General features: G+C 58.8%; 21 protein-coding genes. 13 read left to right on the top strand and 8 right to left on the bottom strand.

Annotation, left to right across the window (positions count from 1 at the left end):
- Positions 1–805: 805 nt before the first annotated feature.
- Entirely contained in the window at positions 806–973 is a 168-nt protein-coding gene (locus NZ705_11095; protein MCS7293495.1) for a helix-turn-helix domain-containing protein, read from the bottom strand.
- Positions 974–1,398: 425 nt separating this feature from the next.
- Between NZ705_11095 and NZ705_11090 the strand changes: the two genes are divergently transcribed.
- Positions 1,399–2,829 carry a hypothetical protein gene (locus NZ705_11090; protein ID MCS7293494.1) on the top strand — a complete coding sequence of 477 codons (1,431 nt, stop codon included), beginning with the start codon at positions 1,399–1,401 and terminating at the stop codon, positions 2,827–2,829.
- Here the strand turns inward: NZ705_11090 and NZ705_11085 are convergent.
- Complete coding sequence (locus NZ705_11085; protein ID MCS7293493.1) at positions 2,804–3,808, bottom strand: hypothetical protein; 1,005 nt, start codon at positions 3,806–3,808, stop codon at positions 2,804–2,806. The genes NZ705_11090 and NZ705_11085 overlap by 26 nt on opposite strands.
- Positions 3,809–3,910: 102 nt before the next feature.
- Between NZ705_11085 and NZ705_11080 the strand changes: the two genes are divergently transcribed.
- Together NZ705_11080 and NZ705_11075 are read left to right on the top strand one after the other, a co-directional pair.
- Positions 3,911–4,303, top strand: coding sequence for a DUF3119 family protein (locus NZ705_11080; protein MCS7293492.1), 393 nt, complete (start codon positions 3,911–3,913; stop codon positions 4,301–4,303).
- The gene (locus tag NZ705_11075; GenBank protein MCS7293491.1) at positions 4,303–5,289 is read left to right on the top strand and encodes a DUF3086 domain-containing protein; all 987 of its coding nucleotides are present in this window, start codon (positions 4,303–4,305) and stop codon (positions 5,287–5,289) included. Before NZ705_11080 ends, NZ705_11075 begins: the two co-directional genes overlap by 1 nt.
- Here the strand turns inward: NZ705_11075 and NZ705_11070 are convergent.
- Positions 5,286–6,221: a bifunctional riboflavin kinase/FAD synthetase gene (locus NZ705_11070; protein ID MCS7293490.1), complete on the bottom strand. Its 936-nt coding sequence runs from the start codon at positions 6,219–6,221 to the stop codon at positions 5,286–5,288. The two genes, NZ705_11075 and NZ705_11070, sit on opposite strands and share 4 nt — an antisense overlap.
- An 88-nt stretch (positions 6,222–6,309) precedes the next feature.
- Between NZ705_11070 and NZ705_11065 the strand changes: the two genes are divergently transcribed.
- Positions 6,310–6,699: a DoxX family protein gene (locus NZ705_11065; protein MCS7293489.1), complete on the top strand. Its 390-nt coding sequence runs from the start codon at positions 6,310–6,312 to the stop codon at positions 6,697–6,699.
- Here NZ705_11065 and ftsY read toward each other — a convergent pair.
- Positions 6,696–8,021: a signal recognition particle-docking protein FtsY gene (gene ftsY, locus NZ705_11060; protein ID MCS7293488.1), complete on the bottom strand. Its 1,326-nt coding sequence runs from the start codon at positions 8,019–8,021 to the stop codon at positions 6,696–6,698. The two genes, NZ705_11065 and ftsY, sit on opposite strands and share 4 nt — an antisense overlap.
- Before the next feature lie 102 nt (positions 8,022–8,123).
- On the opposite strand from ftsY, the gene NZ705_11055 reads away from it, so the two are divergent.
- The 3 genes from NZ705_11055 (at position 8,124) to argJ (ending at position 11,040) form a co-directional block, all read left to right on the top strand.
- Entirely contained in the window at positions 8,124–8,462 is a 339-nt protein-coding gene (locus tag NZ705_11055) for a hypothetical protein (protein ID MCS7293487.1), read from the top strand.
- Positions 8,463–8,540: 78 nt separating this feature from the next.
- On the top strand, positions 8,541–9,767 hold the full coding sequence (locus NZ705_11050) for an FAD-dependent monooxygenase (protein MCS7293486.1): 1,227 nt from the start codon (positions 8,541–8,543) through the stop codon (positions 9,765–9,767).
- A 64-nt stretch (positions 9,768–9,831) separates the two neighbouring features.
- A complete protein-coding gene (argJ, locus tag NZ705_11045; GenBank protein MCS7293485.1) occupies positions 9,832–11,040 on the top strand; it encodes a bifunctional glutamate N-acetyltransferase/amino-acid acetyltransferase ArgJ in 1,209 nt (402 codons plus the stop codon).
- Here the strand turns inward: argJ and NZ705_11040 are convergent.
- Positions 11,037–11,531 (bottom strand): low molecular weight phosphotyrosine protein phosphatase, encoded by a 495-nt coding sequence (locus NZ705_11040; GenBank protein MCS7293484.1) that lies wholly within the window; start codon positions 11,529–11,531, stop codon positions 11,037–11,039. The genes argJ and NZ705_11040 overlap by 4 nt on opposite strands.
- Before the next feature lie 109 nt (positions 11,532–11,640).
- On the opposite strand from NZ705_11040, the gene NZ705_11035 reads away from it, so the two are divergent.
- The 6 genes from NZ705_11035 (at position 11,641) to NZ705_11010 (ending at position 16,300) form a co-directional block, all read left to right on the top strand.
- The gene (locus tag NZ705_11035; GenBank protein MCS7293483.1) at positions 11,641–11,850 is read left to right on the top strand and encodes a DUF2862 domain-containing protein; all 210 of its coding nucleotides are present in this window, start codon (positions 11,641–11,643) and stop codon (positions 11,848–11,850) included.
- Complete coding sequence (locus NZ705_11030) at positions 11,847–12,899, top strand: ArsA family ATPase (GenBank protein MCS7293482.1); 1,053 nt, start codon at positions 11,847–11,849, stop codon at positions 12,897–12,899. Before NZ705_11035 ends, NZ705_11030 begins: the two co-directional genes overlap by 4 nt.
- 13 nt (positions 12,900–12,912) lie before the next feature.
- Positions 12,913–14,754, top strand: coding sequence for a hypothetical protein (locus NZ705_11025; GenBank protein ID MCS7293481.1), 1,842 nt, complete (start codon positions 12,913–12,915; stop codon positions 14,752–14,754).
- 38 nt (positions 14,755–14,792) lie between these two features.
- Positions 14,793–15,347 carry a sigma-70 family RNA polymerase sigma factor gene (locus NZ705_11020; protein MCS7293480.1) on the top strand — a complete coding sequence of 185 codons (555 nt, stop codon included), beginning with the start codon at positions 14,793–14,795 and terminating at the stop codon, positions 15,345–15,347.
- 6 nt (positions 15,348–15,353) lie between these two features.
- Entirely contained in the window at positions 15,354–16,061 is a 708-nt protein-coding gene (locus NZ705_11015) for an anti-sigma factor (protein ID MCS7293479.1), read from the top strand.
- Positions 16,062–16,150: 89 nt separating this feature from the next.
- On the top strand, positions 16,151–16,300 hold the full coding sequence (locus NZ705_11010) for a photosystem II protein Y (GenBank protein MCS7293478.1): 150 nt from the start codon (positions 16,151–16,153) through the stop codon (positions 16,298–16,300).
- Here NZ705_11010 and NZ705_11005 read toward each other — a convergent pair.
- The 3 genes from NZ705_11005 to NZ705_10995 all read right to left on the bottom strand — a co-directional run.
- The gene (locus NZ705_11005) at positions 16,297–18,075 is read right to left on the bottom strand and encodes a protein kinase (GenBank protein ID MCS7293477.1); all 1,779 of its coding nucleotides are present in this window, start codon (positions 18,073–18,075) and stop codon (positions 16,297–16,299) included. The two genes, NZ705_11010 and NZ705_11005, sit on opposite strands and share 4 nt — an antisense overlap.
- Positions 18,076–18,130: 55 nt before the next feature.
- The gene (gene lpxB / locus NZ705_11000) at positions 18,131–19,261 is read right to left on the bottom strand and encodes a lipid-A-disaccharide synthase (GenBank protein MCS7293476.1); all 1,131 of its coding nucleotides are present in this window, start codon (positions 19,259–19,261) and stop codon (positions 18,131–18,133) included.
- Positions 19,242–19,523, bottom strand: a 282-nt coding sequence (locus NZ705_10995; protein ID MCS7293475.1) for a hypothetical protein, incomplete at its 5' end; no start/stop codon positions are given. The genes NZ705_10995 and lpxB, both read right to left, overlap by 20 nt.

The following is a 19,523-nucleotide window of genomic DNA, read 5'->3' as shown; positions in this document are numbered from 1 at the left end:
CTGGGGAGCTTTTGCTTGTGGTCGGGACGCTCCCGGTTGTGTTGAAACACTCCCTGGCAAACCTGCAGGCCCCAGTTGCAAGCGTGCCGCGCTACTCCCGCGTGCTTCGCTAGCAAAGTGTGCTGCTTGTTGTTTGGACGAAGCTCCGTCTTAAAGCCTAACAGCATATGTACCGTTTTACACCATTATCCACTCCTGTCCATCGTCTTGAACACCTAGGTCATCCCTGCGACTCTAAGACATAACAAGCATAGATGGCTTAGCTATATAGCTAAAATCACAAAACTTGACATACGCTACGGATAGTTTCATTGACCAAGGGTTGCAGATTTTCGATTGCACTCACCTGTAACTTACGCACCTTTTGCTCAATCAATCGGATTCGAATCTAGTGAATAATTCACACCCAGCTGCTTCCACCACTTGCCTGACCGCCGCCTGTCCATCACTATCTTTTTGCCAGGACCAATTGCCGGTAGTAACCACTCACGCAACCAAGTTAAAACGACTTGTAAATTGCAGCTCCCTATCCAGGTTAATGGCTCGATGAATCTCCCGAGATAATAACCACCCATCATACTTACTCTTTCACGTCTCCCACCCGCCTTCTTCCCATCAATCACCCCAGCCATACTCATAAACCGCTCGCTGGTCTATCCCCAATTCCTCCGGCTTTACATCCTTCATTCTGCTCCTGCTCATCTTGTTCTTGGTAGGATTAAGCTCTCTGCAAATTGTCATACTAGCCGCCATTTCCTTCTGGGTCAGACTGGGATTTGCCTCGACAAACTTGCAAAATTTATGACTATGCCCCTTTTGGTAAACAATCACCGGTTTCAGACCATTGTTTGAGCCAACGTTGTAACGTGCGATACCCGACGTTGAACATCTGGCTCACTTCGACGAGCGTTGCACCCCCCAAGACCGCTTCAATGGCTTTCTGACGCAGGTCTGTGCTGTAAGGCTTAGACATGAAAAACCTCTATGAACTCATTAGCCCTATTCTATGCCAAGCTAAACGTTTTTAGCCATAGAAGGGCGCTGACAACTTGACTACGGTCAAGGTGTCGGGGGTTCGAATCCCTCCAAGCCCGTCCCAACAAAGTTAGCAGCCCAGTCCGTTCCTTGGGTCGCAGGACGTAGCCTCGTTGTTGGCTTTTCTGAAGTGGCGAATGCCTGGGAGTAAGTTAGGAAATGAGAGATTCTCTCCCGGCGAACGTCAGCATTCGGCTTTGTCGCCGCTGGCAAAAAACATCGTGACCCCCATGCCCTAGCTCTTCCGTTCCGTTTCCCTGTAAAGCCCTTTCATGTAAAGGGGGCGGCTTGGGCAATACTTGACGCTAAAAGGACGGATTGGTTAAAACAATGGCGGGAACATTCAAATTTTAAGGAATTGTTATGGCGAAAGAGTGGGCGCAGATTGATAGCTTGACGGCTAGGCTCTTTGAGTCTGAGTACGCGCCAAGGATTTACCAGGAGACCCAGAGAACTCTTATGAACGGGGTAATACTTGCGCTCGTGATTGGTTTATTGGGTGCTGCTGTATCCAGTTATGTTTTCACTCCAACGTTCTCTTTTATTTTTAGATGGATCGAAATGAATTTCCTGGCTGGAGAAGCCCTATCGCTATCTCAGAAAAGACTTCTGTCTGCAGTGATTTTATTCATTTTTATCTTCATAGTCTCACTCATGATCTTCCTGTGGAATTGGTTGCAGCAAAAAGTGAAAGATGAGTTCCTATTTGACCGCAGCAAGAGGATCGTATCCCATATTAAGCAATCACGTCTAGCTTATCTCTTAGGTTGGCCTAGCTGTGTGCGCACTTATCATCTGTCTGACTTTTCCAAGGTGTCTATATCCGTTACTAAAACTAGAGTGGGACCTTTCAATTTTGGCTATTGTTTTGTCCTTAAACTAGTTAATCAGCATTTACCCTTACAAATAGGACGTTCTGCTGGGTTTTCATCTTTAGAAAGCTTGGCTCGATTTGCATACGGTGAGTTGTTAAATTTTCAAGATTTGGCCCGTAAGTTAGGGGACTTCTTGAAAATACGCGTTGAGGAAGAGAGCTTAATTGACTTGACCAAGCGTTTAAAACAGACACTGGCAGCGCAAAACCAAGTAGATTTTGGAGAAATAGAGAACAAGGTCAATGAAATTTATAAAGTGCTTCAAGCAGCCTATGGCCAAATTTATCAGTATCGTCCGGTTAACTCGGAAGCATTCCGCTACAGTGTGGATTTGAGATACTACCACCGCCTGCAGTCTGCTTTAGTGGAGCAAGGCTATTGCTGGGTGGGTGATGTGGAGTGTGTTACCCTAGCACCCATGCTGCAAGAACAGCACATGCGAACATTCCTACGCTGCATGATCAATCCCACCCATAACACAAGTATTGCGATTTATCACTTAAACCCAGGGGGGTTTTTAGGTTTTCTATTCCAAGAGAAAGTTTTTGATTGCGAAACGGAATTGACGTCTGGGCAGTATCTTGTGACAACAAACGCCTCGAAACCACCGTTTGACTATCCCCCTAGTTTCGATGCCTTGCATCTACCGCCTGGCACCTCTTACAAAGTGGTACTGAGGGCGCATTTCCATCGTTTGCAACGGGCCATAACAGCAGGTCTATCGCCCACGCCTCTACACACGTTAGGTGATGTTTTGGCAATGCAAGAACGCCTCCAGCAGGCCAAAAACCAGTATCGTCAACAGATTGGTTACATCACCCCCAAGGAACTCTGGCGTTTTTTCCCTAGTACCCTGATTGATTCCGATACCTTCACGCAGGTGGAGCGATGCCTCAGGGAGAAGATGGCTCGCTCGTAGCCGTCTGGTTAAACGCCTGGCTTAACGCTTGCAGTTTCTGCTCATATTCGGCCTGAGTAATTTCGCCGCCCTGAAGCTGCCGACTGAGTTGCTCGATTTGAGCAGCATGGGCCTGGCGCTTGGACTCGATGAGCGCGCGATTTTTTTGGTACTCCTGTTCACCCTGTCGGCGTGCCTGCTGGAATGCTGCCTGCAACGTCTGCATATCCAATTTGCCCCCCGAAGCGTAGTACTGGTTAGCGACTTTGCCAATTGCCCAGGTGGACGCATAGGACAAGGATGCTCCAATCACACTCCCCCAACCAGGGATCAGCTTGGCGGCGTTACTCACTGCAATCCGAAACACGGAAATGCCCACTCCGCCCACCATGCCGTCTCGGAGCAATTCGGCATCCCGGCGCTGTACTGTATAGCCCCAGTAACGCCCAATTTCTTCGATCATCTTGAGCTGGAAGGTCAACACGGCGATGTCGGTCACCAGGGCCAGACCCGGAACTGGAAATGCCCCTAGCACCGCCGTAAGAATGGCGTAGTTTTGGATGACCTGTTCGATGCGGCGCTCCCGTTCGACGGGGTCATGGATAGGGGCAATGTCCGCCGGTAACAACGTACTGCGGGTGTCCGCCATCAGGCGCTGGATAAAGTCGGTCTTTTCCTGGGCAACGCCAAAGGCATTTTTGATCCGCGCCAGAACTTCCCGTTCCTCGACGGAGCGGTTCCGGTCAGCGCAAGCCATCGCCAACGCTGCGGCATACACTTGCTCGCGCGCCGCTGGTGAAGTAATCTGGGCCAGTTCCGCCTCCAGGTCAATGTCTTGCCGCACTAAATCCAACAGGGATACGTTGGGAGGCAACTCCAAATTCCGGCATAGGTCCAAAAGGATTTCTTCCTCTTCTGCCCGGAAAATCCCATCAGCGCGGGCCATAAACACTAGCACCTTTAAACAGGCAAGGGCCTCCTGGGGCGTCAAATTGGACATGGAACTTCCCACCGCAGCACTGCCTCCATTGTAGGGGGACCCCCGTTGACGGTGAGACTTTCTTTACAATTAGATCAAATCGGATAGTCGTTGATACGGCGGATGGAAACGACGGCGGCACCCTACTGTGTTCCCTATACCCTCAACCCAGATTACCGTGTGGCAGCGGGCGTAGCGGTGATGGGCCTAGTAGGAGCGGCCTGGTCGTGGCCTCTTGGTCTAGCACTAGTGGGACTGGCGGCTTTTTTGGCCTGGCAGACGACGACATTACGCTGGACGTTTACCGAAACGGCGGTGGTGTTGACCCGCTATGGCCAGACGATTCGCACGTTTCCCTACGCTGATTGGCGAGATTGGTCCTTGTTTTGGCCTGGCGTGCCGGTGGTCCTGTTTTTTCGGGAGGTCCACAGCATCCACTTTGTGCCAGTGTTGTTTGATCCGGTCGCCCTGACCCGCTATCTGACCCACTACTGTCCCGCAACGGGAGCGCGTTGATGGAACACCCTGACGTGGCGACGCTCGAGGCGCAAATTGAGCAACTGCGGGCGGAAATTGCCCAATTGCAGGCGGAAAAGGCCCACTGGCAAGCCCAAGTGCAACAGGCCCAGGCCCAATTCCAGCAACTGTTGCCCCAGGCGCTGCGAGAACTGGAGGAGCGCCGTCAAAAACTCCAACTCAGCATCGAGCAACTGGAACGCCGCCAGGAACGGATTCAAAAGGAAATGCGCTCGACCTTTGCAGGCAGTTCCCAGGAGATTGCGGTACGGGTGCAGGGGTTCAAGGATTACCTGCGGGGGGCGTTGCAGGAACTGGTGGCCAGCGTAGAGGAATTGTCCCTGGTGCCACCGCCGGCTCCGCAACCGGAAGTAGCTCCCGCGCCTCGCGTTAAAGCCGCTCCTCTCCAAATCGCCGCCCAGACCTACGCCGACCAGGTGGAGGTGATTGAGGAATGTCTGGAGCAGTACCGCACGCGCCCGGATTACTACGGTCCGGCCTGGCAACTGCGGCGCACCTTTGAGCCGGTGCATGAGGAACGGGTCCGTCGCTGGTTCCTGGAGCTGGGGGGACGGGGTGCGCTGCGCAGCATGGGCAGTCGCCTGCAGAATATCCTGGTGACCTCGGCCATCATCTCCATCCTGCGCCAGTTGTACGACGACGAGCTGCGGGTACTGGTGCTCACCAGCGGTCCTGAACGTCTTGGGGAATGGCGGCGCGGACTTCAAGACTGCTTGGGAATTAGCCGCGCGGATTTCGGCGCCGAAGGGGGTATTCTGCTGTTCGAAGCGCCGGAACCCCTGGCTCAAAAGGCCGACCGTTTCCAGCGGGACGACCTCGTGCCTTTTATTGTGATGGATGAGGGGGATGGCACGGTGCCGGTGGTGCTGTTGCAGTTTCCCCTGTGGCTGACCTTTGCCCCCGACCCCAAAAAGGTGCGCCAGCGGCAACTGGAAACGGACGAATTCGACTTCAAACTCTTTTAGGTCGGTTCGAGCTGTTCTAAGGGCAATTGGAAGTACTCGGTGGCGGCCTGACAGTCCCGCTGGATTTGGGCCTGGAGCGCCTCGAGGCTGGGGAATTTCTGTTCGGGGCGCAAAAAGTGCCGCAGCTCCACCTGTAGGGTTTGCCCGTACAGGTCGCCTCGCCAGCGCAACAGGTGGACTTCGGCGGTGAGGGTTTGCCCGTCCACCGTAGGCCGATAGCCGAGATTCATCACGCCCGGTCGAGGGTGGGTCCCGTCGGCGGTCCAGACCTGGACGCAATAGACCCCCTGGCGCGGCAGAAACTTGCGGGCCGGGAGCTGCAAGTTGGCCGTGGGGAATCCTATCCGGTGCCCGAGGGAACGTCCGGGAACCACTTCACCGATTAAGGCGTAGGGCCGTCCCAGCAACCGTTCCACCGCCTCCACCTGGCCCTGGAGCAGTCGTTCCCGAATGCGGGAGCTACTGATGCGTTCCCCGTCCAGCGTCTGTTCCGGTACGATGGTCACACGGATGCCCAGGGGTTCGCCCAGCTCCTGGAGCAACTGGGCATTGCCCTGGCGTCCTCGGCCAAAACAAAAGTCGGCTCCCACGCTCACCCAACGCGCCTGCAACTGCTGGTGGAGCACCTCCTGCACAAAGGCCGCCGGCGTCATCTGGGCCAGCTCCCGGTCAAAGGTCAACAGCACCAGTTGTTGCACGCCCCACCGTTCCAAAATCGCTTGCTTTTCTGGCAAGGGGGTCAGCAGCGCGCGGGGCTGGCCGCTGAAATATTCCACCGGATGGGGCTGAAACGTCACCACCGTTGCCCAGGTATCGGGATGGTGCAAAATCGGCGCAATCACCGCCTGATGACCCCGGTGCAGGCCATCAAAATTCCCCAGGGCAATCGCCGTCGGGGTCAGGACATGGTCAGGGGTCGCCGGTATCCACACGCTTTACATTTTGACATAATCGGCCCCCAGGGACGACGGCCCGTTGCCTATGCTGGTGAGTATGCCGATGGACGGGAGGGTTTGGCAAATGGCGAGTTTCCAAGCGTGGGTGTCCTTGGTGGCGCGGGTGTTCTTGTCGGCGGTGTTTATCCGCGCGGGGGTCACCAAAATCCTCAACCCGGCGGGTACCCAGGCCTACATGGCCAAATTCGGCGTGCCGGGATGGTTGCTGGTCCCCACGATTGTTGTGTTGTTGGTCGGAGGAATTTCCGTGCTGGTGGGGTACAGAGCCCGCTGGGGCGCGGCTTTGCTCATCGGGTTTTTGATTCCGGCTACGCTGATCTTCCACACCGATTTCCGCCAGAACCTGGAGGTGATCCAGTTTTTCAAGAATCTGGCGCTGATGGGGGGCCTGCTGCTGGTCGTGGCCTACGGCTCGGGTCCCTTGAGTGTGGAGCGCCCCCGGCAAACGTTCTAGAGACCAATCAACGCCTCAACAAACTCGTAGCTGGAAAAGGGCCGCAGGTCTGTAAGCCCTTCCCCGGCCCCGATAAACCGAATGGGCAACCCCAAGTCCTGGGCGATGGCAAGGGCAATGCCGCCCCGGGCGGTGCTGTCTAGCTTGGTGATGATCACGCCAGTCAAGCGCACCGCTTCGGTGAACACCTGGGCCTGGCGCAACCCGTTTTGCCCCAAGGTGGCGTCGAGCACCAGCAGCGATTCCACCTGCGCGTCGGGGGCTTTCTTGTCCACTACCCGCCGGATTTTCGCCAGTTCCGCCATCAGGTTCTGTTTGTTTTGCAACCGACCGGCGGTATCCACCAGCAGCAACTCCACTCCGCGCGCCTGGGCCGCGCCGATGGCGTCAAACACCACCGCTGCAGGGTCGGCGTTGGGCGTGGGATTGCAGATGACCTCGACACCAGCTCGCTCGCCCCAGATTTTCAACTGCTCTACCGCCGCCGCCCGGAAGGTGTCCGCCGCCGCAATCAGACAGGTGTATCCCGATTGACGGGCCAGATGGGCAATCTTGCCAATGGTGGTGGTTTTGCCCACGCCGTTGACCCCCGTGATGAGCCAGATGTTCAGCTTACCCCGCACGGGTGCCAGCGTCCGAGAGTATCCCTGCTGGTAGGGCCGTTCCAGCACGTCCCGCAACAATCCCGCCAGCAGTTTCAGGGCCATTTCCGGGGGGAGCGCCTCTTGCCGCAAGCGGTTTTGGAGCTGCTGGATCACCCAGTCGGTGACGGTCACCCCCACGTCCGCTTGGAGCAGCAGGGTTTCTAACTCCCCAACTGCTCGGGCATCTAGCGGCCCTTGTCCGACCAGCGCCTTGAGCTGGTTGAGCAGGTTCCGGCGGGTTTTAGCCAACCCCCGACGCAGCTTTTGCAACCAGTTGATTTCCTCAACCGTGACCTCCTCGGGACGCCGACCTTGAGCGGCCAGGATTTCCGCCGACCACAGAAACCCCTCATCCAGTTCCACGGGTGGCGCGGTTGCCGTTGGTGTCTCCGGTGGCGGTGCCGGTTCTGCAGCGGGCGCTTGGGCAGCCAGGGATTCCTTTAAGGCCGCCAACCGGCTTTGACGTAACGCGGCGGCGCGGGCCAAGAACGAGGTGGGCGCAGCCGACGGTTCGGGTTCCGGTTCTGGCGCAGGCGGAGATGGCTCGACTGCTTCAGAGACTGCCTGTTGTTGCCGGCGAATGTGGTCGTAGGCCCGTTTGGCCCATTCCACATAATCAACCCCCCCTGTTTCAGCAGTCGGCGCGGCGAGGGGGCGCTCAAACCAGTTAAACGTCATAGCTCCAGTATAGTGACCCAAACGTTAAATGATTCCGTGATTCTGGAGAAACTCATGGTTGGCATTCCTAGGATGAAGTCAAGGGGAGCATGAGGCAAAACCATGCAAGGGCAACTGGAGGAGCAGTTACAACAGTTGAGTCGCAAAGTGGAAGACCTGGAACGATTGATTGAACGCTTCCGGGCCGAACTCTTGCACTCGCTGGAGCTGATGCAACAGGGGCTGCCGTTGCACCCCATGCCGAGCGGTTACTTGGGCAACCTGTCGGAGCACCGCGACATTCTGACGGAATCCATTCCCCAACCCCACACGACGCCAGACCACCAGGACCTACCGCTGGAGATGCAAATCCAACGGCTCATGGCCCAATTGACCGCCGCCTACAGCCGCATTGCCACGCTGGAGGAGCAATTGGTGGCCTGCCGCCTGCAGCAAAAATGACCTTCCTGACGGCCTTTCCCGTCTGTCATAATGGATAAATGAACGTTTAGTAAAACTTTTTAACATTTGTTCTAAAAAATGGCGAATGCAGCGGCTGGGTCGGGGACCTGGGACTACGACGTACTCATTGTGGGCGGGTCCTTGGTGGGGTTGACGTTAGCGGCCTGGTTGGGACCGGAAGGGATACGGGTGCTGGTGGTGGAGGCGCAGTCGAATGGTGCGGGAACAGCGGCGCGGGTCTATGCCCTGATGCCCTTGACGGAACAGGTTTGGCAACGGGTGGGGGTCTGGTCGCGGCTGCAACCGGTGGTGCAGTCCTATGACCGGATTCATTTGACGGACCAGGGGCGTTATCCCATCGTGTTCACGCCGGCAGATTTGGGCGGACGACCCTCGCTGGGGTCGGTCGGGGAACAGCAGCGCCTGTGGCCAGTGTTTCGGGAATTTATTGCCCAGACGCCCAACGTCACCTACTGGGAGGGGACGCAGCTAGTGGATTTTGTGGTGACCCCTACGGAGGTGAAGGTGAAACTCAGCCGCCAGGGGGAACTGGTTTGCTCCTGCGTGGGGTTAATCGTGGGCGCGGATGGCGCGCAGTCGCTAGTGCGGCAGGAGGCGGGTATCCCCACCTGGAGCTGGCCCTACTGGCAATCCTGTGTAACGACGGTGCTCTACGCCGAGGAACCGCCGGTGGCCTACGAGCGGTTTTGGCCGGCAGGACCTCTTGCTCTCTTGCCCTTGCCCCACCAGCGCTGGGGGGTTGTTTGGACGTTGCCCCATCGGGAGGCCCAGCGGTTGCTGCGGGCGCCAACGGCGGAATTCCTGGCCGAACTAAGGCCCTATCTCCCCTTTACCCAGGTGACGGAGGTGGGGGAACGCCATTGTTTTGCGGTGGAGTGGCGGCAGGCGCAGCGCTACGTGCAACCCCGGTTGGTCCTGGTGGGCGATGCAGCCCATCGCTGTCACCCGGTGGGGGGCCAAGGGATGAATCTGGGGATTCGGGATGTGGCCACCTTGGGCGAAGTGCTGGTGACGGCCCATCGGCGGGGCGAAGACATCGGCCAGTTGTCGGTTCTCCGGCGTTACCAACGCTGGCGCTGGTTCCAGGTATGCCTGTCGCTGCTGTTTACCGATGCATTGAACCGGGTGTTTTCCCAGGGCTGGGAGCCGCTGGTGACCCTGCGGGCGCTGGTGTTGCAAACCATGCAGCGGGTGGGGTTTCTGCGCCGGTGGTCGTTGCACTTCATGGCTGGGCTGTGGGGCCAGTTGCCGGCAGCGCTGGTGGAACAACCCGCCAACCGCTGAATGGCCGCAAATAACTCGCTGCCCACATCTGCTACGGTTTCTCTCGTAACGTTGGGGGAATTGGATGTGGCGGGTCATTGACGGCGGGGTAACGGCTCCCCAAGGGTATCGCGCCGGCGCAGTGAGTGCAGGACTGAAACCATCGGGGGCCCTGGACTTGACGCTCATCTACTCGGAACAACCGGCGGTGGTTGCGGGCGCTTTCACCACCTCTCAGGTGCGGGCCGCCTGTGTGCGTTATTGCCAAGAACAACTCCAGACGGGACAACCCGCGCGCGCCATCGTGTGTAATGCCGGTCAGGCCAACGCCGCGACAGGAACTCCAGGCTGGGAAGATGCCTGTCAAACGGCGGCGGCGATTGCCCAGGCGTTGAACATTACTCCCCAGGAAGTCCTCGTGGCGTCCACCGGTGTGATTGGGCAACGGATTCCCATGGAGAAATTGCTGGCGGCAATTCCAGCGCTGGTGGCAGCGACAACCCGCGATGGGGGGGATTTGGCGGCTCAAGGGATTCTCACGACGGATTTGGTTCCCAAGACGATTGCCCTGGAGAGTACGGAGTTAACTGTGCCCCTGCGCGTCGGCGGCATCGCCAAAGGGTCGGGGATGATTCATCCCAATATGGCAACGCTGCTGGCCTTTATTACCTGCGACGCTCCGGTGGATAGCCATTTCTGGCGACAAGTGGTGCAACAGGCGGTGGACGTGAGTTTTAACCAGATCACGGTGGACGGGGACACCAGTACCAATGACATGGTGCTGGCCCTGGCCAACGGCGCTGCTGGCGGAACGCCCATTCACGCTGACCATCCCGCCGCTCCCACCTTGGCTGCCATGGTGACGGAAGCGTGTACGCAACTGGCGAAAAAAGTGGCGCGGGACGGGGAAGGCGCGACCTGTCTCATCGAAGTACGGGTGCAGGGAACCGCGAGCGACAGGGAGGCCCGACACATCGCCCGCACGATTGCCGGTTCGCTGCTGGTGAAGGCGGCGGTGTTTGGCCGGGACCCCAACTGGGGACGAATTGCCGCCGCTGCCGGTCGCGCCGGTGTGCCTTTTCACCCCGATGACCTGGCTATTGACCTGGGAACCATTCCCCTAATGCGTCGGGGTCAACCGCTGGCCTTCGACCGGGACGCCGCCAAAGCCTACTTGCACAGTGACCCGGTGGTGATCAGCGTGGGGGTGGGTGATGGGCCAGGCCAAGGCTGCGCCTGGGGCTGTGACCTGAGCTATGACTACGTGCGCATCAACGCCGAATACACCACCTAGCTCACCGGCACCTCACCCCGCTCCAGGGCCAACAGCAACCCTTCGCAGGCGTCCATCAGCAAATCCAACACCCGCTCAAACCCTTCCGGGCCACCGTAGTAGGGGTCGGGCACTTCGCGGGCTTGGTAGATGCGGCAAAACTCGCACATCATGCGCACCTTGTCCCGGTAGCGGCGCTGGGTGTCCAAGGCTAGCACATCCCAGTAATTTTCGCGGTCCATCGTCAAGATGAGGTGAAATCGCTCAAAATCCGCCGGTTCAAATTGTCGCGCCCGTCCAGTCAATACAATCCCGCGTTTGCGCGCCGCCGCCTGCATCCGGGCATCTGGAGGACTCCCTACATGATAGCCAATCGTGCCCGCCGAATCACACACATAACGTTCTTGCAACCCCCGCTGTTGCAGGAGATGATTCATGACCCCTTCCGCAGCGGGCGAACGACAGATATTGCCCATGCAGACAAACAGCAACTTGGTCGGGGATGCCGCCATTGCTCTCTCCCGTGCACGCACTCTCAATGTAACAAAAACCGCCCCCGTTTCCGGTTGGTCCCTAAACCCGCTAAACTGGGCATTGGTTCATCCAAATGAATGCGGAAATATGGCGGCAGACATGTACATTGGCCAGCGCGTGCGGGTCTGTTGTTTGAAAGACCGGGTTGGCCCTGAAGTGAGCAAAAAACTCGGTCAAGTGGGTGTGGTGACCGACCTGCGCGTGGTAGACGGCAGGGGCATTGGCCTTGTGGTGCGATTCAACGACCAAAGCCAGACCTGGTTTTTCCCAGAAGAACTGGAACCCGTCTTTTCATGACCCGCATCCTTACATGGCTAGGGCAGGCCGGTCGGCGGGCTGCGGTGGTCGCAACGGTCGCCCAGTGGTTTGCCCAGCGTCAACGCCGTGTCCTGGTGGTAACCCATTGCCCCAATCCGGCGCTGGAGGCGGAATTCGGCAGCACTTTGACGGCAGAACCCCAGGATGTTGGTGCCGGCATCCAGGCGGTGCAGTTGCAGTCGGTGCATCTGCTGGAACAACTCTGGGAAGAACTCAAGGCGCTAGAAGCCCGCTACGTCCGGTCGCCCTTTTTCCGGGATGTCTACGGGCAGGAATTGGGTGTGTTGCCGGGTCTGGATAGCCTGTTGACCCTGAACGCCCTGCGCCTTTACTGGCAAAGCCGTCAGTATGATGTAATCCTGTACGACGGCGCCAGCGACCGGGAAACCTTGCGGATGATGGGCGTGCCCAACCTGACCGAATGGTACTACCGGCGATTTACCGATGTGTTAACCGCTTCCGAGTTCAGCCGCAATGTAGCGCCGTTGCTTGGCCCCTTGGTGAGTGCGGTGTTCACCGGCGGGTGGGAGCAACAATCCCTGGACCAGCCGCGGCAACTGCTGGAGGAGTTACTGCGCCAGGGACAGGCGATGGTGCATGACCCCAAGACCCTGACGGCCTACTTGGTGACCACGGAACACCCCACCGATGTGGAAAACGCCCGCTGGTACTGGGGGAGCGCCCAGCAGGTGGACGTGCGAGTGCAAGGGGTGCTGGTCAGTCAAGGAGATAGTAAAACCCTGGCCGAGCGATTCGCCCCTTTGCCGGTGAGAACCTTGACGGATGCCCTCGATTTTGACCAGGTGGTGGATGTGCCGGCACCCCTAGAAATGGATGAAGAAGCCAAACAGATTCGGTTGTTCTTGCCAGGTTTTCGCAAATCCCAGGTTAAACTGACGCAGTACGGCCCAGGGTTGACGGTGGAAGCAGGCGACCAGCGGCGTAATATCATGTTACCAGTGGCGTGGCAAGGGCGCAGTATCACATCCGCCCGCTTTCAGGAGCCGTATCTGACCATTACGTTCTAGTCGGGGGGGTGCCATGGGGGACGCAGAGCAACGGCCAACCGACCACCCAGAAAAAACCCAGGCCGCACCTGCTGCTGTGTCCCAACGGGTCTGGCGCAATGCCCCCCGTCCCCAAAAATGGAAACCCCTGCCGCCGACGCCGACGTGGCCCTTGTGGTTACTGGGCTTAGGAACCTTAGCGCTGGCCTACCTGCTGGTGCTGTATAGCCTTTACTGGGCCGGGCAATTCGGCAGCCAGGTGTTGTTCACCACCTTGCGCTACTTTACGTGGGTGCGCCCGCCGGTACGGCTCACGCTGGGGCTGCTGGTGGTGTGTCTGACGGTCTCGCCGTGGGTCTTGCGGTGGCTGGTGCAGCGCCTAGGGCCAGGACGACCCATGACCCTGGCGGAACTGGCTGACCGTTGCCCCGAAACCGCTCGTCTTATCGAACGCTACTGTACTGACCGGCGTTGGCCCCTAGTGAAGCTCTGGTGGTTGGAACAGCCCGCGCCGGTATTGTGGAGTTTTGGCTGGTTGCGCCAGGCGCACTGGCTCGTCATTAGCCAGGGGGCGGTAGCGGCGCTCAACGACCGAGAGTTGCAGGTGCTGGTGGCCCAGGAGTTGAGTCGCCGGAGTCTGATGCGCTTACCCCTGCGCTGGACAACCCTGTTTCTGGGCTTGGGGTTGCTATCCGGGTTAACGCTACTGCTGCACCTTCCCTACCTCCTCTACCTTCATCTGGCCCGCCTGGGGGAACGCTGGTCGCGGGTGAGTTGGCTGACGGGGACGCTCTCCTGGCTGTTTTACGGGCTATGGTGGTTCTGGCGCTGGGCGGGCTTGGGCTTGGCGCGGGTGTTGACCCTGTATGCTGACCGGCGAGCGGTGCAAATCACGGCAGACCCCAACGCGCTGGCGCGGGCAATTTTGAAGCTGAACGTGGCAACCGCAGGGGTGTTGCAGGAAAAAGGGGGAATGCCGCACCTGTACGACCTGTGGGAATTGCTCTTGCCAGTCCACCCGCGCTGGGGCGTGTATTTGGGAACCATCCCGCCAGACGTACCCTGGGAGCAGGTGTTGCGCCCACGCTGGCCCTGGCTGAATGTGAACCTGGCGCAGGCCGATGTCACGACCCGATTGCGCTATCTGATGCAAGTGGCGCAGCAGTGGCATATCCCGCCGGAAGTGGAAATACCGGAACGTGAGCCAGTACCCCGGCGGCAACAGGCGTTGTACTTGGCTCCCTGGTTGGGTTTGGGAGCTGGCTGGCTGGTGGGGACGGTCATCGGCTGGCTGATGGGCGTCTTTCTAGCGCAACCCGACCGCTGGGTCGCCGTAGCCCTGGCCTGGTTTGGGTGGGGCTGTGGCACGTTGTTGCGCATTAATTTCCTCTACCCCGACATTCCGCGTGGTCAGCCCGATGCCGAGCCAGATGTGGTGCAGGCGGTCACGGTGGGCGCCTATTCCCCAGCCTACGGTCAACCCCAGTACTGGCAGGGACAATTGCTGGGCCGTTTGAGCTGGGACAATGCTTTGGGACAAGACCTGTGGCTGGCCACCCGCTGGGGAACTCTCCCGTTGCACTACCAGCCATCGCCGAGTTACCTGCGGCACCTGTGGTTAGGCAGCCGGCATCCACTGCAGTTTGTTGGCAAAACGGTGGCGGTCAAGGGCTGGTTGCGCTGGGGAGCCACGCCCTGGTTAGACGTTGAGCAGATCGAGACGCGCCAGGGCAAAAAAACCAAAGGCGGCCATCCGGTGTGGGCAACCCTCGCGGCGTTTACGGCCATTGCCATTGGCGTCTATATTCTGGGGTTTGTAGGGGTGAGCTGGCAAATCTGGACGCCGCCCCCATCTATCCCCAACTTAGGTTCGTAGCATCCAAGGGCAACAACCCCTGGCAGTAACTGGAGGGTATGAATCTTTCAGCTCCGAGCGACCAGGAACTCCTCCAGGGCATTGAACGCGGTGAGTCCCGGGCGATGGCGCTGCTTTACGAACGCTACGGCAAACTGGTGTATTCCCTGGCCCTGCGCCTGCTGCAGCAACCCCAGGAGGCGGAGGACTTGACCCAAGAGGTCTTCGCCAGCCTGTGGCACAAGGGAAGTTACGACGCTCGGCGCGGTTCCGTGCCCACCTATTTAACCACCCTGACCCGTTCGCGGGGGATTGACCGCCTGCGGATGCGCCAGTCCCGGAGCCGTTGGGTGCAACGCTGGGGAGTGCTCGCCGAGGCCATGACCGAACCGCCCTTGTGGGAACGTTTGAGCCTGCAAGAGCGCCAGGAACGGGTGCGACGCGCGCTAGACCAACTCGCTCCTGACCAGCGGCAACTCTTGGAAATGGCCTACTACCAGGGTTTGACCCAAGCCGAGATTGCCCAACAACTCAACCTGCCCCTCGGCACTGTGAAAACCCGCACCCGTAGCCTCCTCAGCAAGCTCCGGCAATTGTTGCACGGTCAGGTATAGACCCCTATGACACCGATGCCCGAACCCAACCCTGAACTGCTCACCAGCGTTGTCCTCGAGGAACTCTCCCCGGAAGAACTACTCGTTTGGGAAGCGCAGCGACAAGAGAACCCCGCTTTAGTCCAGGAAGTTGCAGAACTCCGAGCCGCCTGGCACAGTTTAGCCTACGCCTGCGAAGCGATGGACCCACCGCCCCATCTGAAGCAACGGATCTTAGCAACAGCGCCCTCGCGACCTCGGTATTGGTTAGGGGCTGTCGCAGCAGCAGGGATCGCAGGCACATTGGGGCTAGGGCTTTGGAACTGGCAACTCCAGCGGCAATGGCGGTTGGCGCAGCAGGAGTTGCACATGCAACGAGCCGTGATTGCTGCGCTCCAGCGCCAGGACACCCGCATGGCCACCCTAACCGGTACGCCAGCAGCCCAGGGCGCGATGGCTCGGGTGTTAACGGTGCAGGGAGAAGTGTTGGTGGTGCTCAACGACAAGCTCCCGCCTCCTCCGAAGAACCACGTTTATGTTTTGTGGGCCATTACCCGAGACAATCGCCGGCTGGCCTGTGGAAAGTTTGTCCCTAACAAAAACGGCATCATTCACTGGGCCAAGCCCCATTTTATGCCCAACGACCCTCAGGTTGTTGCCCTGGCGGTGACCACAGAGCCGGACCTTGTGGATGTTCCTAGCGGTTTGCCGGTGATGCGCAGCAGCGGCCCATGAGTAAAGCCCTGTTCCTGGTTCCTGACATGCCCGATGACCCCTCCTGAAAGCGCCGGCTCTATAATGAGAGTCGAAGGCCTGTATAGACGGTGGAGAGAGGACTCATGGACTTTTTGCCTCAAATTGACTGGCGGATTTTGGTAGTGCTCGGGCCGATTGTTGTGGCGGTGGGTTGGGCGGCTTTTAATATCGCAGGTGCAGCGCTGCAACAGTGGGAGCGGATGAATCGGAGAGCTTAGGTCTCTGCAGGCGGACGTAACTGGAGCAGGAGAGTTACTTCGGCGGTGCCGCTACTAGTGACTTCAAAGCGGTAGATGCCGCCCTGAGTGGGTTGGACGGTGCAGTAAAGGGTCTGAGCGACAATCACGCGGTCATCTGGCGCGCGGCACGTGAGGCTCGCGAGGCCATCGCTGTGCAGCTCGACATGCAATCCATGGTTTGCGGGGGCGGTGAACACAAAACGTTTGGCTTGGGTGGGTGTTACGTGGGCGGTCACCTGGGTCTGGGTCGCTCCGTCGGGGAGAGTAATGGGAATTTCCTCAAAAGTGGGCGTTGGTGTGGGTGACGGCGATGGCGGGTCCTTAAGTAACAGGCGCAAGCGGTAGGTGCGGGGTTGCCCGGTGGGGTTGGTGATTTGCAGGCGGTAGGCACCCGCTGGGACATTTTCTTGCCAGTTAGCAGCCAAGGGAAGCTTACGTTGGTCAGGGGTCACCAGGGTGGCCGTGAGCTGGTCGCCGGTCAGGTGAATGGCCAGTTGTTGCGGGTTGGCCAGGCTGAAGGTATAGGTGTGGACTTGCCCAGGGGCCAAGGTCTGTTCCAGTTGGGTCTCGGTACCTACCTGGAGCGCCAGGTTCCATTGCAAGGGGGGCGCAGAAGTGCCCGTTGTCGGTAAGGGCCTGGGAGTGGGCGTGACCACCGGTGGCTCCCAAGCAGGCGGCGTCGCCGGCGGACGTTGCACCAGCCAACTCACCACCAACCAGGACAACGTACCGCTGCCCAACACCAGCATCACACTCACCAGGGCCAGCACAATCGGGTTTTCCCAGGGGCTAGGTTTGGGGACGCTGACGATTGGGCGGGCGCTGTAGGCAACTGGCGTAAATGCAGGCGGCAGACTTACCGGACGGGCCACAACCGTCGGGGCGCTGCTGACGGGGGGAAGTTCCGGGCTGGTAGTCGCACTCGGCAAGGGCGTTTCCCCTAGCGCCTGCAGGACTTCTTTGGCTGATTGGTAGCGGTCGCCGGGGCGATGGCTCAGCATTTTTTGCAACACCTGGGTGAAGTGGGGGCTCAGCTGTACCCGCTCTTGCCAGCGCCAGGTCAACGTCCGGTCGTCGTACAACTCCTGGGGTTCACAACCGGTCAACAGCACGACCGCCGTTACCGCCAGGGTATAGAGGTCGCTCGAGGGATACACCCGGCCCGTTTGCAATTGCTCGGGTGGCGCATAGCCTACTTTCCCGACGGAAGTCGCCCCGGAGACCTGCAACCGGCTGGCAATATCCTTGACCACCCCAAAGTCAATCAGCACCGGCATCTGGTCTTTTTGCCGCAGCATTAAATTATCGGGGGAAATATCGCGATGGATAACGCCCTGGCTGTGGATGTAGTCCAAAACCGGCAACACCTTGCACAACAGGTCGCGCACTTCCGCTTCGGTAAACGTTTGACCTCGGCGCAGGCGTTCCATCAACAGGGTGCGATAGTTTTTGCCCTCGACATAATCCTGCACCAAAAACAGGCGCTGTTCCTGCTCGAACAGGGCATGGAATAGGGGGATTTGGGGATGCCGCAGTTGGTATAATACCGCCGCTTCTCGCTTGAATAATTCCTTGGCTTTTTCGATTTGGTGGGGTTCTCCTCGCGCCGGCACAAATTCTTTCAGAACGCAATATTCCTGAAAGCGATTCAGGTCCTGGGCCAGATAGGTGCGACCAAAGCCCCCTTGCCCCAGCACTCGCACAATTCGGTAGCGATTTTGCAAGACCGTATGGGTAGCTAACGGAGGACGCATCGCCTCACCCAAGGGTTTAACTTTAGTTTAATGCCTGGGGGAGACATTCTCGGGTTCACCGGCAGTAGGTGAGAATGACCTGGGCGGCCCGTTGGACAGCCCCTGGCGGCCCCAGCGCTTGCCGCAATGGCTGATACCGTTGGCGCACTGGGTCGGGGTTTTGGAGATAGTCCAAGGCCACGGGCAACAGGTGTTCTGGCCGCGCCTGCTCCTGGAGAAATTCTGGCACCAGGGCCTGCTGGGCTATGAGATTGACCGGCGACATAAATTCAATCTGAAATTGCAAAACATGCCGCGCCAGCCAGGCCGTCACCGGACTTACTCGATAGATGACGAGCTGGGGCACCCCCAGCAGTGCTAGCTCCAAGTTCACCGTTCCTGATTTGGTCAGGGCCAGGTCGGCTGCCGCCATCACCCGCCGGGCGTTGTTCTGCACCACTTTCGCCTGCAGGCCGTAGCGCTGAACCTCCCCTTGGAGTCGGGCCTGGTACTGGGGTAGCGCCACGGGAATCCAAAACGCCAGGTCAGGATGCTGCTGTTGCAATTGCCGCGCCGTTTCTGCTAGCACCGGCCAGAGATAGCGCAACTCTTGCCGCCGGGACGCCGGGAGTAACACCACCATTTTTTGCGCCGAGTCTATCCCCAGCGCTTGCCGGGCTGCCTGGCGGGATTCGGCCTGGGAAAAAACATCCACCAGCGGATGCCCCACCCATTCCACCCGCGCCACGCCGGCTTTCCGGTAGTAGTCCGCCTCCTGGGGAAACACCGCCAGCAGATGGTCAATCAACCGCACAATCCGGGATGTGTGACTGGTGGGCCAGACCCATTCCTGAGGGGCAATGTAGTAAACAAGCGGGCACCCCCACGGTTTACACAGGCGGGCCAAGGGCAAGTTGAACCCCACGTAGTCAATCAACACCACCACATCGGGGGGTTGGGACGCCAATTGTCGCCGCAGACGAGATAGTAACTGTAGCGTTGGGAGTACAAAGGGCAAATGCTCAATCAGGCCAATGGAACCCATTTGTGTGGTGTCGGCCAGTAACTGAGCGCCGGCTTGGGCCATACGGGGACCGCCAATCGCCCAGATATCCACATCAGGACGCAATTGCCGGAGTGCTTGGACTAGCAGCGCTCCCTGCAAGTCACCCGACACTTCGCCGGTGCTAATCAGAATCCTGGGCATCGGCGTTAAGCAAGCCTGGCGTGGGACCCCTGCGACCTGGTCGTTGGGATTCCACCAGAAATTGGTGCAAGTGACGCAGGGTCTCGTACTGGTCGGTCAAGGGCTGCAATTTTTCCAGCGCCTGGTTCAGGGTCAAGCCGGAGCGATAGAGCACCCGAAACGCTTGCTTCAAGGCTTGGCCTTCTTCTCCTTGCGCCAGTCCCGCCCGTTGCAGGCCCACTCGGTTGAGCGACCGCACCCGCGCCGGATGACCCTCCACCAG

Origin of the sequence: Gloeomargarita sp. SKYB120 (genome assembly GCA_025062155.1) — a bacterium.
GTDB lineage: Bacteria > Cyanobacteriota > Cyanobacteriia > Gloeomargaritales > Gloeomargaritaceae > Gloeomargarita.
This window is presented reverse-complemented; position numbering and strand designations above follow the sequence as displayed.